This is a genomic window from Persicobacter sp. CCB-QB2 (assembly GCF_001274635.1).
Classification (GTDB): domain Bacteria; phylum Bacteroidota; class Bacteroidia; order Cytophagales; family Cyclobacteriaceae; genus Persicobacter; species Persicobacter diffluens.
Map to the genome: position 1 here is coordinate 1,309,028 of NZ_LBGV01000001.1, position 13,767 is coordinate 1,322,794.

General features: G+C 41.2%; 18 protein-coding genes. 5 read left to right on the forward strand and 13 right to left on the reverse strand.

Annotation, left to right across the window (positions count from 1 at the left end):
• Window positions 1-196: 196 nt before the first annotated feature.
• The 3 genes from NG22_RS05935 (at window position 197) to NG22_RS05945 (ending at window position 2,820) form a co-directional block, all read left to right on the forward strand.
• Window positions 197-1,249: an MBL fold metallo-hydrolase gene (locus NG22_RS05935; protein ID WP_053404876.1), complete on the forward strand. Its 1,053-nt coding sequence runs from the start codon at window positions 197-199 to the stop codon at window positions 1,247-1,249.
• Window positions 1,250-1,817: 568 nt separating this feature from the next.
• Window positions 1,818-2,255, forward strand: a complete 438-nt coding sequence (locus NG22_RS05940) for a hypothetical protein (RefSeq protein WP_053404877.1) — start codon at window positions 1,818-1,820, stop codon at window positions 2,253-2,255.
• A gap of 82 nt (window positions 2,256-2,337) precedes the next feature.
• Window positions 2,338-2,820: a hypothetical protein gene (locus NG22_RS05945; RefSeq protein WP_053404878.1), complete on the forward strand. Its 483-nt coding sequence runs from the start codon at window positions 2,338-2,340 to the stop codon at window positions 2,818-2,820.
• A gap of 196 nt (window positions 2,821-3,016) precedes the next feature.
• On the opposite strand, the gene NG22_RS05950 is transcribed toward NG22_RS05945, so the two are convergent.
• The 3 genes from NG22_RS05950 to NG22_RS05960 all read right to left on the reverse strand — a co-directional run bounded on the left by NG22_RS05950 (window position 3,017) and on the right by NG22_RS05960 (window position 5,149).
• Window positions 3,017-3,631: a hypothetical protein gene (locus NG22_RS05950; RefSeq protein WP_053404879.1), complete on the reverse strand. Its 615-nt coding sequence runs from the start codon at window positions 3,629-3,631 to the stop codon at window positions 3,017-3,019.
• 42 nt (window positions 3,632-3,673) lie between these two features.
• A complete protein-coding gene (locus NG22_RS05955) occupies window positions 3,674-4,324 on the reverse strand; it encodes a hypothetical protein (protein ID WP_157600883.1) in 651 nt (216 codons plus the stop codon).
• A 306-nt stretch (window positions 4,325-4,630) separates the two neighbouring features.
• Window positions 4,631-5,149, reverse strand: coding sequence for a YcxB family protein (locus NG22_RS05960; RefSeq protein ID WP_053404881.1), 519 nt, complete (start codon window positions 5,147-5,149; stop codon window positions 4,631-4,633).
• Between the two features lie 234 nt (window positions 5,150-5,383).
• Here NG22_RS05960 and NG22_RS05965 point away from each other — a divergent pair, with 234 nt between their 5' ends.
• Window positions 5,384-5,884: a hypothetical protein gene (locus NG22_RS05965; RefSeq protein WP_053404882.1), complete on the forward strand. Its 501-nt coding sequence runs from the start codon at window positions 5,384-5,386 to the stop codon at window positions 5,882-5,884.
• Between the two features lie 32 nt (window positions 5,885-5,916).
• Here the strand turns inward: NG22_RS05965 and NG22_RS17570 are convergent, their stop codons facing one another.
• From NG22_RS17570 to NG22_RS06000, 8 genes are all read right to left on the reverse strand, one after another.
• Window positions 5,917-6,129 (reverse strand): hypothetical protein, encoded by a 213-nt coding sequence (locus NG22_RS17570; protein WP_053404883.1) that lies wholly within the window; start codon window positions 6,127-6,129, stop codon window positions 5,917-5,919.
• Window positions 6,126-6,635 carry a metallophosphoesterase gene (locus tag NG22_RS05975; RefSeq protein WP_053404884.1) on the reverse strand — a complete coding sequence of 170 codons (510 nt, stop codon included), beginning with the start codon at window positions 6,633-6,635 and terminating at the stop codon, window positions 6,126-6,128. Before NG22_RS05975 ends, NG22_RS17570 begins: the two co-directional genes overlap by 4 nt.
• 1 nt (window position 6,636) lies before the next feature.
• On the reverse strand, window positions 6,637-7,242 hold the full coding sequence (locus NG22_RS05980) for a rhomboid family intramembrane serine protease (protein WP_053404885.1): 606 nt from the start codon (window positions 7,240-7,242) through the stop codon (window positions 6,637-6,639).
• On the reverse strand, window positions 7,229-7,924 hold the full coding sequence (locus NG22_RS05985) for a TVP38/TMEM64 family protein (RefSeq protein WP_053404886.1): 696 nt from the start codon (window positions 7,922-7,924) through the stop codon (window positions 7,229-7,231). Before NG22_RS05985 ends, NG22_RS05980 begins: the two co-directional genes overlap by 14 nt.
• A gap of 1 nt (window position 7,925) precedes the next feature.
• The gene (locus NG22_RS05990) at window positions 7,926-9,476 is read right to left on the reverse strand and encodes a polyamine aminopropyltransferase (protein ID WP_053404887.1); all 1,551 of its coding nucleotides are present in this window, start codon (window positions 9,474-9,476) and stop codon (window positions 7,926-7,928) included.
• A gap of 243 nt (window positions 9,477-9,719) precedes the next feature.
• Window positions 9,720-9,995 (reverse strand): hypothetical protein, encoded by a 276-nt coding sequence (locus NG22_RS17995; protein ID WP_216597600.1) that lies wholly within the window; start codon window positions 9,993-9,995, stop codon window positions 9,720-9,722.
• A complete protein-coding gene (locus NG22_RS05995) occupies window positions 9,965-10,675 on the reverse strand; it encodes an alcohol dehydrogenase catalytic domain-containing protein (RefSeq protein ID WP_216597601.1) in 711 nt (236 codons plus the stop codon). Before NG22_RS05995 ends, NG22_RS17995 begins: the two co-directional genes overlap by 31 nt.
• Window positions 10,676-10,802: 127 nt before the next feature.
• Window positions 10,803-11,348 carry a GNAT family N-acetyltransferase gene (locus NG22_RS06000; protein WP_053404888.1) on the reverse strand — a complete coding sequence of 182 codons (546 nt, stop codon included), beginning with the start codon at window positions 11,346-11,348 and terminating at the stop codon, window positions 10,803-10,805.
• Between the two features lie 188 nt (window positions 11,349-11,536).
• Between NG22_RS06000 and NG22_RS06005 the strand changes: the two genes are divergently transcribed.
• Window positions 11,537-12,100, forward strand: coding sequence for a hypothetical protein (locus NG22_RS06005; RefSeq protein ID WP_053404889.1), 564 nt, complete (start codon window positions 11,537-11,539; stop codon window positions 12,098-12,100).
• A 90-nt stretch (window positions 12,101-12,190) separates the two neighbouring features.
• Here NG22_RS06005 and NG22_RS06010 read toward each other — a convergent pair whose 3' ends face one another.
• Together NG22_RS06010 and NG22_RS06015 are read right to left on the reverse strand one after the other, a co-directional pair.
• On the reverse strand, window positions 12,191-12,817 hold the full coding sequence (locus NG22_RS06010; RefSeq protein WP_157600884.1) for a hypothetical protein: 627 nt from the start codon (window positions 12,815-12,817) through the stop codon (window positions 12,191-12,193).
• 2 nt (window positions 12,818-12,819) lie between these two features.
• The gene (locus NG22_RS06015) at window positions 12,820-13,041 is read right to left on the reverse strand and encodes a hypothetical protein (protein ID WP_053404891.1); all 222 of its coding nucleotides are present in this window, start codon (window positions 13,039-13,041) and stop codon (window positions 12,820-12,822) included.
• Between the last annotated feature and the right edge of the window lie 726 nt (window positions 13,042-13,767).

Genomic DNA, 13,767 nt, shown 5'->3' on the forward strand with positions numbered 1-13,767 from the left:
GCCAAGCTTAAATGGAAATCAAATGAAAATTGAGCAAGTGTCCGGGCTTTTCCTGATTTTATAGGGAGTGAGGTTGTTTTTGTGTTATTCTTGAATTCAGTGCGGTTTTTATGGGGAAAAGCGAAATATTTATTGCATTATTTCATCTTAATGGCTTCCTTTTGGTTGGATTATAAATGAATTAAATACCGAATATATGAAGGCATTCAAAGCGCAGTTCGGGGGGAAGCCTCGTAAAGATGATATTCAGCGATACGAAAAATCTCCTAATTGGAATGCAGGTAAGTTTCAGAATCTGGAAGAGACTACTATGGCCATTAACCTGAAAGAATTACCTAAATTATTAAAGCAAAATTTTTCAGATAAAGCGATTCGACGCCCTCAGCAGGTTTTGCCGGTAAAAAAGCTGGATATTGATGCTTTTTTGGAGAATGATGGACGGGCCCGCTTCGTCTGGTACGGGCATTCGGTATTGTTGATACAAATTGCAGGGAAGATCATATTAATAGATCCCATGCTTGGCCCTAATGCCTCCCCAATCGCCCCTTTTTCAACGGATCGCTTCTCTGACCATACACTGGATTTAATTGATGATTTTCCCGACATTGATTTGGTGCTGCTCACCCATGATCATTATGACCATCTGGACATGGCCAGTATTATGAAGTTAAAATCCAAGGTGAAAAACTGGTGGACGGCCCTGGGCGTTTCCCGTCACCTGGAATATTGGGGCATAGCAAAAGAAAAGGTAAAACCCTTTGACTGGTGGGAGCAGGCGGAATTCGAAGGACTGCAGATTACCTTCACACCTTCTCGACACTTTTCCGGTCGTGGGGTACTCGATCGGGCCAAGTCTTTATGGGGAGGCTGGGTAATTAAGAGTGAAATGGAGAACATCTATTGGAGTGGTGACGGCGGTCGTGGTGATCATTTTCATGAAGTGGGTGAAAAATTGGGACCATTTGACATCGGCTTTATGGAGTGTGGGCAATATCATCAGCAATGGCACGATATTCATATGTTTCCGGAAGAAAGTGTGCATGCGGCGCTGGATGCAGGTGTAAAAATAGCAGTACCGGTTCATTGGGGAGGGTTCTCTTTGGCTTTACACCATTGGAAAGAACCGGTAGAGCGATTTCAGACTGCAGCTGTTACAAATGAATTGAAATGTTTTTTTCCGAAACTCGGAGAGGTTTTTACAAAAGATTTTACGCTTGGGAAAAACCCGTGGTGGAGTAGGGAAAAATAAAATTTCGGGAACACAAATACATTTGGAAGGCCATTTAATAAGGTACTTATTTTCACTTTGTCGGCTAAGTCGATATAGTTCCTATATCCCCATTAGTTTGGCTCAATAAGAAGCCCGTGAAGTATGGATAATAATGTTTTTAAAGGAGCAGATGGAGCGTACTATATAAGCCTCAAAAATCATATACGATCAAAAGCATTTGACAAATTTGCCTGTGGATCAGGGATTTCAATGCATGTATGGAAGGTGGATGCATGGAAATACCTGACATTGGCATGCTTAAGTGGTGTCTTATCTTAAAAAATTAAAATTGTCCATGGACATTTTTTGAATTTACTCTTCGAGCTTGTCCTTTCTGTGATGCGCTAAACGAATAGCCCAAAAGTACCCATCAAATGGAATCAAAGTAGAGAGGATCGAAATTTGGCAATTCTAATGCCGTATTGAATTCCTACTGGGAATTAATCGTTTGAGAATAAATTATTTAAATCCATCTTTAATTTTTGTATGGAACATACAACCTATCCGTTAAATTTTGGTAAACACCATAATAAAAGATATCAGGATTATGAGTGTATTCACGGAAGTAGATCGTCAGCAAGACATCAAAGGATTTGATGTACCGGCTTTTAAAAAATATTTAGTAGATAAAGAAAAAGAACTTCAGCACCTTCGCCATCAATTAGTAAATAAGGAACATCTGATTATTCGTGCAAAAGATTTTATTGGCCTGGCTAATAATAATATAGCGCAATTTCAAAATAAAATTACAGCCAATAAAGTTAGTGCCCAGGAAGTTCAGTTGGCGCAGGATCAGATTGTGTTTTTGGAAATTAAGCGGGAGCGCCAGCAACAGACTTTAAAGGACTTAGAGGAGCTTCATGACCGCATTGAGCAAAAAATCACGAATTTAGAAAGTGGAGTAGCGGAGAAGCTAAGAGAATTTCAAAATGGGATGATTGGTAGCGGAATGGTACGCTGGAATCAGCAGGAATACCATTATTGAAAATGGAGATTTAGGTAGATAATCCACTAGAAAGTAATCTGCTTTACTTTTTCCCAAGTGAAAAAACGATTTTCTTTGTGGTATGGAATCTCTGTCAATCTCATTGGAGTCTATCACATCAATAGTGAAGGATCACAAGCTTTTATTGCTATTGTTTTATAATAATGACTGTCTTGGATGTACCGGTCGGGCGATACCTTTTGCCCACCAGCTGGATCAGGAATTTCCCGAATTAAAAGTGGTGGGCGTCCATAGCAATTTTGGAAAACGTGCGGCCCACAATGAACAGGAGCTGTTGTCCATTTTCAGAGCAGCTCAGGCACCCTTCGAATTATTTATTGATGCCGACCATCAGCTTTATGATGCGCTCAATTGTGAAGGCACCCCACATTGGGCACTCTTCGATGCCAGGGGGAGCAGTTGCTATCCATCTTTGGTTCGCAGGGCAATGCACAAAATCGTTTGCTGTATTTTCTGGAAGAATATTTCCAGGATGTTTAAAGAAATCTCCCTGGCTTCGGGTTTCAAGAACCGGCAATATCGTTTGGGAATGGATGATTGGTGATTTTAGCCACAAATTCCCCGAATTTTCACAAATGAATTTGAGCCTTATTCTGATGAAGGCATTGACATTGGTGGAGAGCTTTTGTTGTGATTTTAAAACTTCCCGGCCCAACATCCGGCCCGGTTCAATAGGTTAAAATTTCCGCGAGCTGCTACCGATAAGAAAATTTACTTAAACAGGTCTTTTAGGGGTTTTATTAAGGAACGATAAACGTGGCTTCCGAATTTCCCTTCTTTGTTTTCAGGCTGGCAATATACCGGCTCGTCGCCAGGAAAGGCACTTCCAATTGGTAAAATTCTTTAGGACCATTGAATTCCATGACCTGATGCCACACACACTGTCCATTCATTTGGTAAATGAAAAATTCACCACTTTCTGCAGGGCTAGCCACAGCAAATTTTAGCAATTGATTTTGAATCGGGTTTGGCGCAATTAGCAAAGCCGGAATGATTTCAGGAACTTCCAGCTGAACAATAAAATCGAAGTCCTGTTTTTCGGTTACCTTCAACAGGCGGAAATTTTGAAGGTTTCCATTTTGATTGATCGATAAAAAATAATGACCAGCGATTTCAAGTTCTTCTCTGGATTGCAGCCGATTGCTTTTTTCGGCCATCAAAGATTTTTCAATAAGGGCACGTCCAAACTGATCAAACAATTTAATGCTCACACTATCTCCAAAGCTGGCCGGAATGCTGATTTCCAACTCGTTTTCAATCAGGTGCGAGTTAATGCGGGCTGCTGGCTTTTGTTCCTGCCCGGAAGCATTAAAAAAAGTAAGTAGGAAAAGGAGAGGAGTGATAAAAATTTTCATAGGATTAAGAATGAAGATGAAAGCAGGTAAGAGGATTGAATTTTATTGACAGCCTTTAATTATTTCCAAAGACTTTTCGTATTGGGCAATTAACTGTTGGCGGATGTCCTGAGCGATGGTCATGGTTCTTCGGAGTTTGGGGAGATCCTCCTCGATGATATGGTTGGTCATTTTGGCCTGCTCATCCAGAAAAAACTGCTGCGCACTGTACACGTTGATAAGTTCGGCCAGGCATTCATAATCAATTTCCTGACTGAAGTCAGAGAGGGTAGCGGCCTGCCAGGCCACATCCGGCAACTGAATCATATTGATGTTGAGCTCCAGATAAAAATCATACTCAAATTTATTTCCCGAAATTAAGGTGGAATCCTTAATATGAATATGTGGGTGAGGATCAATAAAAGCATGAATTTTTTCCGGTTCCCCCGTAATCACATTCAGGTCGTTGCCCTTATTCAATTGGGTCAGGGTATCCAGCAAATAAAGGATACGGATATTATCCGAACGCTTCTCCAGTTGCTTCCGGTTATTAGTCAGCTCCTCAATGATATTTTTCAGTGCAAGTGCCTTTTGTTTTTTGATACGATGCTGTTGTCCCAGACCATCCACATAAAAGGCCAAAAGCACGCCCATGGTAGTGGCGACCAAAGTAATCACCCAATTTGAAGAAAATATGCGTCGGAGCAGGGACATAATGAAAGCAGGTAGTTTTGAATTTCAGGGATATTCCCCTTGTCAATAAAGATAATTATCAATATTGAAATTCAATGGCAGTTTTTGGAAAAAATACAGGCCTAAGCTTTCTTATAAATTCATTTTCAATTTTATATCCCGGGCTTTCAAGCAAAGTTTGTTTTTCATTTCAGCGGCTTTTTTGAACTACTATATAGCTCGACTTCTTGGCGGTATTTCCTCTCTGAAAATATTAAAACGTAGTGTCAGATGGTTTGGTGTAAAAGAACGTAAGCTGCCGGAATTTAAATCAGTGAGTTGTATTATTTACTTAGTTGCAGCAATTTTCCTTTTTGCAAACTTCCGGAACTCCTGTTCTTCCTCCTGAAAGATTCTTTTAGGGACGATCACTGCCTGTTGGCTGGTGATGAAAAGGTAGTAAAACAGCTGGTCTTCCCGAAAGCTGTGCATACTTTCCCACTTAATAGTGGAGACGATTTCTTCGTCGGCAGACAGGATTAAATTGTTTTCGGTCAATGCGATTGCTTTTTCTCCGGTGATATGAGCAGCTGGATTTTGCCGGAGATATTTTAATGATTTCGATTTAATCAGTTTTCTGTATAATCTGCCGATAAACGGACTAATGGCAACTGTTAGCCCAAGGGTAATCAAATTCGGGATACTGAAAACCTGACCACTATTTTGTACCGCCAGCACTGCCAATACGGCTAAGAAAGGGTATAGGTAAATGATCACCCTTAGCTTTTTCTTTTCCGGACGATACCATCCATAGTAATAGTTAAAATGGATAAAGTCTTCCGGTAATAACTCAAAATTGAATTTCATAGCTTTTAAATATAAAAAAAATAAATGTGTTAACCCGGACGCCTCAAAGCATCCGCATATATATTGGAGAAATCAGGTCCTAAAGATCCGGATATTGTTCAAATTATATGATAACCATCACCGTGGGAATTGTTGATCCTCATTGCAGTGAATTATTGTAATCACTTTCGTTTGGGATAGTTTTATTTAATTTCAATTTTTATTATATCAGGCTATAAAACCATTTTTGGAGTATTGAAAAATATAATTTTTGCTATTGTCATCTTGATTCCGCTAGCTTTGTTGGGCCTATTTGATTTGAGATTATCGGCTTATGAGGAAAAAACTGCAGAGAACTTGGTGAATTTTACCCTTGGGGCTGCCACTCTGGCTTTTGTATGCTTCGCATTCGTTAGAAAGTTTAAAAAACTGGAAGTTGCTTCCGGGAAAAATATCTTTAATTATTTTGTGAAGATGTTCAGACTTTTGTTAGGGACAACTTTTGTTTATTTTATGTTCTTTCTTCCGGTATTTATCAAATCCGTAATTTTTCTGAATGCGAAGATCGGAAAACATGAGAAGGTATGGATAGAGGGAAATGTTTATTACCGGGAATCTTCAAGGGTTCATATTAATACAGCTCAATCCTCCAAAGAGTACATTTTCTTGATTAATAAATATCCTCATTTTCCAAAATCAGGCCCTTTTAAAATAGAAATGAAAAAAGGTTTTTTGGGCCTCCTGTACATTCAATGAAAAAGGCCTGATTTTAAATGCAGAACTCCCTACTATTTCGCCAATCTCAACGCATCGGCATAACTATCCGGAAAATCAGATTGAATGACGCCCTGTGCAGCTTTTTCTACATCATAGGTAAATCGGACAAATTTCACTTTTAAGCTGTCCGGATTTTTGGGATCTAATTCATCAAATTCCACTAACACACAGCAACCCTGAGTATTCCGGTCTTTGGGTTTTCCGACCGAACCGATATTGATCACATGCTTGAAAGTATCGCCTGTTGGGATGAACGATGATAGGGCTTATGGGTGTGTCCGCAAAGGATCAGGTCAGCTTGCGTGCAATGCATCATTGCCAGCACTTCTTCTTCCGGATAATCTTCCAACAGATAATCGTTAATGGCTTTTACACTACCATGCACCAATTCCATCCGGAAAACTTTTTCTCCTTCACCGAATTGCAAGGTCATTTGACGAGGCAACTGTTGCAGGAATTTTCGCTGGTTTTCACCCAATAATTGTTGAGTGATGCCGGCATTGCCTTTATCCCCTTTGAGATCTTTCAGTTGCGCTTCATCATGATTGCCCATGATGGTCGGGATTTTATTGCTTTGAATATAATCCACAATCTGATTTGGCCAGACATTATAGCCCACAAGATCCCCCAGACAATAAATCCCATCGGGTTGAATTTCCGCTACTTTGTGAAGGAAAGCCTCAAAGGCAGGAAGGTTGGCGTGTATATCAGAGAAGAAAATGATTTTCATATTAGCTCAATTTTGAAATGATAGATTTATCGTGTGGATTCGGCGGGATATTGTTCCCGTTTTTCTTTGCCAGCATAAAGCCAAAGATGGATCCGCAAATGCCACCGATGATGTGGGCGGTATGACTGATATTATCCTGTTGATAGATGGACAAAAATTCCTGTCCAAGATAGAGGATGCTTACCAGAATAAAGGTCAGAGGAATATGTCCGCGGCGGTAGTTCACGATCGAGCTCAACAGAATCATCATAAATACAACACCACTGGCGCCTCTTAATCCCGTATCGAACATTAAAATATTGAAGATGCCGGTAAAAAGGCCGGTCATCAGGATCATGACCATCAGTCGGTAGGGCCCGTATTTTTCTTCCAGTAGTGGCCCCAGCAATAAAATGTATAACATATTACTGATCAGATGGGTGGCATCGGCATGCCCGAAAATGTGGCTGAAGATTCGGAAATAGTCCAGCGGATCAAAAAAATTGAAAGTTCCGCTGACCGAAAAAAGATAAACCATCAGCTGAGGAAGGAAAGCCTGTAAAACCAAAACCAGCAGACAGATGCTGGAAAAGCCAATGGTGATCGGTGCGTTATTATAAATTTTCATGTGTTTGAGTGATAGCTTTGGAAATCATCCGGCTTAAACCCAATACCGAAATGATAATCAGTCCCAAGATAATCCATTGTTGCCAGCCGGAAAAAGGATCTGCCAATAAAGCCTCTAATTGATTGGCCTGAATACCGACATAGATCACCAGCAAAGTGCGGGGCAACATGCCGATGGCGGCTCCCCAAAAGAAAGGGCGAAGACGGGCACCGGCAATGGCCAGCAGAATATTACTCACTGCGAAAGGAAGCACCGGGGAAAGCTTGGTCAGAATGACCAGCTGCAATTCCTGATGCTGTAAGCGGTCAAGGATCAGACGGGCCTGTGGGTGCTCCCGCAGGCTATTGGTGAAATTTCCATGGTCCAGCTTTTGAGCGGTGAAATAGCACAATACGGAGGCCAGCAGATAGGAAGGAACAATGAAAAAAATCGCCTTCCAGCCTAAAAGGTATCCGCTGATCAGTGCAATGAGGGTGGTGGGCGTCAGGGCGAAAGCCATGGTGATTACCGTTAGGGCATAAAACAATAACCACTGGGACCAATCGAATGCCCGAAGGGTGGCTTCATTTTGCAACACCAATACCGATGCTGTCCCGCTAAAGATCAGCGGCAGCGCAGTAAGTCCTAAGGCAAAACCCAGAGAGGCACCATTGGCCCGAAGTATTTTGAAAATTTCTTTCATATTAATAAAGCTCCCATTTTCCGTCCAGATAATATTTATAGAGGGTCGGGTGGTGGAGGTAATTTGGTTTTACCTGACTCAAGTCTTCCTTAAAAACGGATTTCCCGAAGGCCATCATCATCTTCATGGCACTTTGATTGAACCAATGGGTATACTCATCCGGATAATCTAAACGACCGAAAGCTTCCTTCATTTTTTCTTGCGGGATGTTTTTACTACCTAAAATCCAACCCCATTCTCCAAGGGTAATCAGATGGGTGTGGTAAGGCAAAGTATTAAAGCCTGCCTGCTGAAAACTGAGATCAATGCAGTGAAAAGCTTTCTCTGCATAATAGGGACTTCCGGCTTGAGTAACTAATAAACCTTCGGGTCTTAAGTGTTTGTAACACAGCTTATAAAACTCCACGCTGTAAAGTCTTCCAATATCCACATTTTTCGGGTCGGGAAGGTCCACGATAATCCCGTCATAATAATTTTGATGGTCAGCCAAAAAGGTGTAACCATCACCATTAATGACCGTCACCCGCGGATCCTTCATGGCATTCTGATTGATCTCCGCCATCACCGGATGTTCCATGGCCAGCTCGGTCATGGCCGGATCAAGATCCACTAATGTAATATTTTGTACCGAAGGATATTTTAAAACTTCGCGTACAGCACAACCATCACCACCGCCAAGGATTAAAATATCCTTGGGTTGTTTCAACTGTGAAAGCATGGGGTGCACGATCGCTTCATGATAGGGGATTTCATCCAAAGTAGAAAGCTGTTGGTTACCGTTCAGGAATAGCCAGTATTCCCCTTTGTTCTCCGTCATCACAATTCGCTGATAATTCGTTTGCTGATCAAAAATCACCCGGTCCGCATATCGCTGTTGCTCCCCGTAAGCGATAATGTCGCCGGCCTTCCATAGCCCCAGTCCCCAACAGGCCATTACGAACAGGGAAGCCAGTCTTAATTTTTTCAAGTGCTCGGATTTCAAATGTCCTTTTAGTAAGTAAAATAACCAAAAGGCTACGGCAAAGTTGACCATTCCCAAAACAAAGGGAGTGTAGGTAAGTCCCAAATAGGGGCGGCCAATAAAAGCAAAGAAAATTCCACCCAACAAGCTGCCATAATAATCATTCTCCATAATGTTGGAGACATTCACTTTCAGCTCCTCATAGGCATCGTTCATCCGAATTACCAAAGGAATCTCCATACCGATGAGTAATCCGATCACAATACTAAGACCGTAAATCACTACAGCAGTCAGGGCAGGAAACAGGCTGATGCCATAGGCAATGAGTGAAGCGAAGGTCACCAAAAAACTCAGGATGTACTCCAGGGAGATAAAAGTAGCCAGCAGATCCTCATCAAACCTACGGGATATTCGCGATCCTAATCCCATGGCAAAAAGCATGAGGGAAACAATCAAGGTAAACTGAATCACCGAGTCTCCCAAAAAGTAGGAGGCCAGGGTGGATAAAACGTATTCCGCTACGATGCCGGAAAGGCCGGTAGCGAATAAGGCAATCTTTAAACTTCTGGAAAAAACGGGATCTTTGGTCATGTTGTAATTTTGCTCCTGCGCATAGGCGCGTATTTTGGCTCAAAATTATACAATTTATTGGTTCAGTTGCCATGATGGCCATGATTAAAGTGCCATGATTAGAAGGATTAAAAGGATTTAGGGATTAAAGTTTTTAGTAATCCTATCAATTCAGTTAATCCGATCACTCAAGTAGCCCTGACCGTGATTAATATGATTGAAAGGATTTAGGGATTAAAGTTTGTGCTAATCCCATCAATCCTGTTAATCCGAATAATCAAGGTAGATTACCGTCTTCTGCTTCGATTGCTCACTATGCGCCAGCGCCTCCAACATTTGTTCAAAAGGAAATTCAACAGGAGCAGGCACCAGTAATTTTTGTCTGCTAACCGCTTCCATTAGTTTCATTCCCGCATCCATCAGGTTTTTCCAATCCCCTGCGTCCCCAAAGTTATGGAGGGCGCCCAGCGCAATTTCATGGTAAGAGATGGTTCGGGAAAAGGGAGGATCTACAGGGCGGGAATCCGGTCCTGTATGCAAATAATATGGCCATTGGCTTTCAGATGAGGAACCATTTCGGCGGCATGAGCACCGCTGATGGCATCATAGATGGCAAAGTAGGGCTGCTTGATCTCTGCAGGGAATCGTAAAATGTTCCGAATGCCATAGGATTGTGCTTCCGCTTCTGAAATATTTTTGGAAAGCACATCCACCCGAAAGTCTGCCTGCACCAGCATTTGTACCAATAATTTATTCACGGCTCCAAGCCCGACTACCAGTACCGGAAATTCTTTTCGCAAGGGAATTTTTTCAAAAGCCTGTCTGGCAGTTAACATCGGGCAGGGAAGGGCAGCAGCCATGGCAAAAGACAGTGTCTCCGGTAATTTCATCACCCTTTCCGGAAACAAGCGGGTGTACAAGCCAAAGCTTCCGTTGTGTGCCAGCGCCTGATGATAGGCGACCCGCTCTCCGATCCAGTCCTGGCTCACCTTTTTTCCAACGGCAACCACCACGCCGGCGCCATCGACTCCGGGGATGTGTCCGTCAGGCCAGTGAAGTGGATTGGTTTTAATGAATTTCCAGTCCACCGGGTTAATGCCGATGGCGGCATTCCGTACTAGGATTTGATTTTCTTCCGGCACAGGCTGATCCGATTCCGTTTGAATGAGGGTATGCTGATGACTGAGATACCCCCAGCCTTGATTCTTTTCCGTGTTCATAAGTGGTTTAGTCAAAAGTCAATCGTTAAAAATTCATTTTTCTCTAAAAGAGGAGATTTATTGGTCTGTCTGCTTATAACAAAAATAGATGGATTATAGACGGAATATTCTTTCTAAAGGAAGTCCGTTATTTTTTCCGACTCAATATGACATTGTCGGTATACCGGCCATTATCGAGTTTAATAAAATCAGCTTGCCGGCCATCCTCTACAAAGCCCAAAGCTTTATAGAGTTTGATGGCAAGTAGATTATTTCCAAACACCTGAAGCCAAATGACTTCAATGCCGCTTCGGTTATCCGCCCATTCCAATAGTTTTTCCATCAGCAGTTTACCAATACCTTTTTGCTGCCAGTCCGGATGAACACCCATTCCCAAATAGCCCGTATGCGAAAGCATTTTGCGATGATGCATACTCAAATCTATATTGCCAATAATCCGTCCTTCATGCTCCGCTACCAGGAGTAAATCATGTTGACCTTCCTGAAATTTTGAAATCCATTTCCCCTGTTCCTTGGGACTTGGTTGATATTCATCTTTGGTCAGTGGAATAGTTTGATTTTTCAGATAAGCCTGGATACAACCGGTGAGGGCCAGGGCATTTCCGGGATGAGCCTCCCTGATGATGATGTTTATTCCGCTGGAAATTGGGCAGATGACAGGTTTGAATTTCATTGAAATTAAAATTAAATCAAAAATTTGGGAATTTAAGGAATGTCAGATTATTCAGAAGGGATTTTCGGGATTATAATTTCATTAAAGACAAAATATGCAATTGCATAATTTTAATACTAAATATTTTTATTTTAACTTAATCTGCAGAGGCATTTCGAAATAATTTGTACCCTTAGATCTGTTGGCTTATGAAGAATTTTTTTCTGTTTACCTGTATATGCTCCCTTCTTTTTTCTTCCGCTTTCGCTCAAAATGAATGCGATGGCCTTGTGGATCGGGTGGAGGAAATGAACAGGCAGATTAACGAAAAAACCAATGAAATACAGCAACTAAATGCCAGTATTGCTTATTACAAAAATACCCTGAAGCTCATTAATTCAAAAAAGGAAACCGAATGCAACGACGTTCTCTTTAAAATTAATAAAGTGACCGGCAATTCGAATTCCGGGGAGGTAAAGATAGAAGGGGTGGTGATTAACACCAAATTGGAGCGTTCTTTACAGGGTTCTTTTTCGGAAGTTTTTGATCCGCAGGGAAATGTCTCCACCTCCTATAAGATTGAGGTGGGCAATCAGAAACGGTTAGCCGCCTTATATAAAGATGTTCCGGTGAAATTTTCAGCGGTTATTGAACAATATGATTTAGATGCTCCAATCATAAATCTGTTGAAAATGAAATTCTATTCTTCGGTGGGTTACAAAAAAGATGATTTGATCGTGGTCTTCAAAAATTTGGAGGTGGATTGGCGTTAGTCCATAATAGCTGCTAAAAAAAAGGGAAAACCGTTATAGGCTTTCCCTTTTTATTATTTTTAAATTAGATTTTGAGCATTTTTTAGGCAATTATTCCCCTGTTAGTTCTCCCAAAACCTGTTGTGCTTTAGCTTTTTCCTGAGCTATTTCATTTTCCATTTCTGAAAGTTTCGCTTCCACCTGGGAAAGAATTTCTTCTTTATCGCTGAGGTCCTTTTTGGAAACTTTGGAGTCCTTTTTCATTTCTTCTACCTTGGCCCGGGCTTCTTTCAATTTTGCCTTTCTTTCCTTTAGCTCCTTTTCGCTTTTGCTGATTTCGTCATTTAGTTGCGCTACATCTTTTTTGACTTTTGCACGCGCTTCTTCAGACCTGATTTTGCCAAATTCTTTCCCGCTTAATTCCCCTTTGTTTTTCCCATGGGCTTTTCCTTTATTGGCCTCCTCCGCTTTTCCATTGCCACCTTTGTGATTCTCTTTGGCTTCTAATCCAGCTTTTTTGTGTTCCTCGGATTTCCCCTTGGCTTTAGCCTTTTTTTCGGATTTATCCTTCTGTTTTCCTTTGCTGAATTCTTCCGCGGCTTCCTCTAAAGTATCCTCTTCCTGTTTTAGCTCAGTTTTATTTTTTCCTTTTCCTTTACCTTGGGAATTTCCCTGAGCCATAGCGCATACTCCAGCAAAAAGGAAAGAAAGGGTCAATAGGGTTAGTATTTTTCTCATGATTATATTTTCTGTAGTAATGAATCAACTTCCTGTAGTTGTTTTTCGGTTTTTTGGTGAATTTTCTCAGTAGCAGTTTTTATCTCACTACTTACTTTTTCTACCTGTTCCTTTTGTTCTTCGCTAACAGGAGCAGAAGATTCTTTTACCTCTTTTTTACCTTCCTGACTTCCGCAAGATGCTAAAGCAAGGCAAAATAGGCCCATTAAAAATATGTTTTTCATAAGTAAATTGGTTGGTGATTATTGGTGTTAATTAGGTATTTAGTGCATTATAGATTTAAAAAACATTAAAAACAATATTTTTTTAATTCAAAGCCAATCCGGGCTTAAAGCAGGTAAACTAAGGATTTATTAAATATTAGGGTAAAATGATGCTTGCGTGCAAACCCTTTGAGCTAAATATGAATGTAACATCAGCGTAGCCTTGCCAAAGGGAGTCGAATAAGAATTTGTGGTGTCACTGCATTGGGTGGGGATGGACTGCCTCTATCAACTAAAATAAAAAAAGGAGAATGATTCATAAAGGAAGGCCTCCGGGTCGCTAATAAGTTTGCTGTTTTGGGCAGTTAGCTCCATCAATAACCCTTTAAAACCAGTGAAGCCTTTAGCCCGAATCGTCTATAGGCTCATCGTGGGTTCCATTTCGGAAATCCATTCACTATAGGCCAGAGGAGCCTGCAGTCAAGGAATGTTCGCTTTTGGAACAAGATTCGGAAACCCTCTTTTTTTCCCAACAAATGATTGGTGGAATAGACAGCAAAATATTTTCTTTTGGGGTGAATCTTCAGTGTTTACTTCGGAAGTTGTTTTGTTTGGGGACACAAATTTTGTCTTTATGATAATTCGGAAGGCCACTTATCCATTGTGAGTTTATTGGCTAGGACAGTCAGTTAGAGGCCATCAGTACTATTTCTTTTGACTTCTCGTATTATTATGATCCGGAGGCAG

Excerpts from the sequence above, each read along its gene's own strand:
- NG22_RS05955 (WP_157600883.1), bottom strand. The coding sequence starts at position 4,324 with ATGTCCCTGCTCCGACGCATATTTTCTTCAAATTGGGTGATTACTTTG.
- NG22_RS05980 (WP_053404885.1), bottom strand. The coding sequence starts at position 7,242 with ATGAAAATTTATAATAACGCACCGATCACCATTGGCTTTTCCAGCATC.
- NG22_RS05935 (WP_053404876.1), top strand. The coding sequence starts at position 197 with ATGAAGGCATTCAAAGCGCAGTTCGGGGGGAAGCCTCGTAAAGATGAT.
- NG22_RS05975 (WP_053404884.1), bottom strand. The coding sequence starts at position 6,635 with ATGAAAATCATTTTCTTCTCTGATATACACGCCAACCTTCCTGCCTTT.
- NG22_RS05995 (WP_216597601.1), bottom strand. The coding sequence starts at position 10,675 with ATGAACACGGAAAAGAATCAAGGCTGGGGGTATCTCAGTCATCAGCAT.
- NG22_RS05960 (WP_053404881.1), bottom strand. The coding sequence starts at position 5,149 with ATGAAATTCAATTTTGAGTTATTACCGGAAGACTTTATCCATTTTAAC.
- NG22_RS05985 (WP_053404886.1), bottom strand. The coding sequence starts at position 7,924 with ATGAAAGAAATTTTCAAAATACTTCGGGCCAATGGTGCCTCTCTGGGT.
- NG22_RS05950 (WP_053404879.1), bottom strand. The coding sequence starts at position 3,631 with ATGAAAATTTTTATCACTCCTCTCCTTTTCCTACTTACTTTTTTTAAT.
- NG22_RS06015 (WP_053404891.1), bottom strand. The coding sequence starts at position 13,041 with ATGAAAAACATATTTTTAATGGGCCTATTTTGCCTTGCTTTAGCATCT.
- NG22_RS06000 (WP_053404888.1), bottom strand. The coding sequence starts at position 11,348 with ATGAAATTCAAACCTGTCATCTGCCCAATTTCCAGCGGAATAAACATC.
- NG22_RS05990 (WP_053404887.1), bottom strand. The coding sequence starts at position 9,476 with ATGACCAAAGATCCCGTTTTTTCCAGAAGTTTAAAGATTGCCTTATTC.
- NG22_RS06005 (WP_053404889.1), top strand. The coding sequence starts at position 11,537 with ATGAAGAATTTTTTTCTGTTTACCTGTATATGCTCCCTTCTTTTTTCT.
- NG22_RS05945 (WP_053404878.1), top strand. The coding sequence starts at position 2,338 with ATGGAATCTCTGTCAATCTCATTGGAGTCTATCACATCAATAGTGAAG.
- NG22_RS05940 (WP_053404877.1), top strand. The coding sequence starts at position 1,818 with ATGAGTGTATTCACGGAAGTAGATCGTCAGCAAGACATCAAAGGATTT.
- NG22_RS06010 (WP_157600884.1), bottom strand. The coding sequence starts at position 12,817 with ATGAGAAAAATACTAACCCTATTGACCCTTTCTTTCCTTTTTGCTGGA.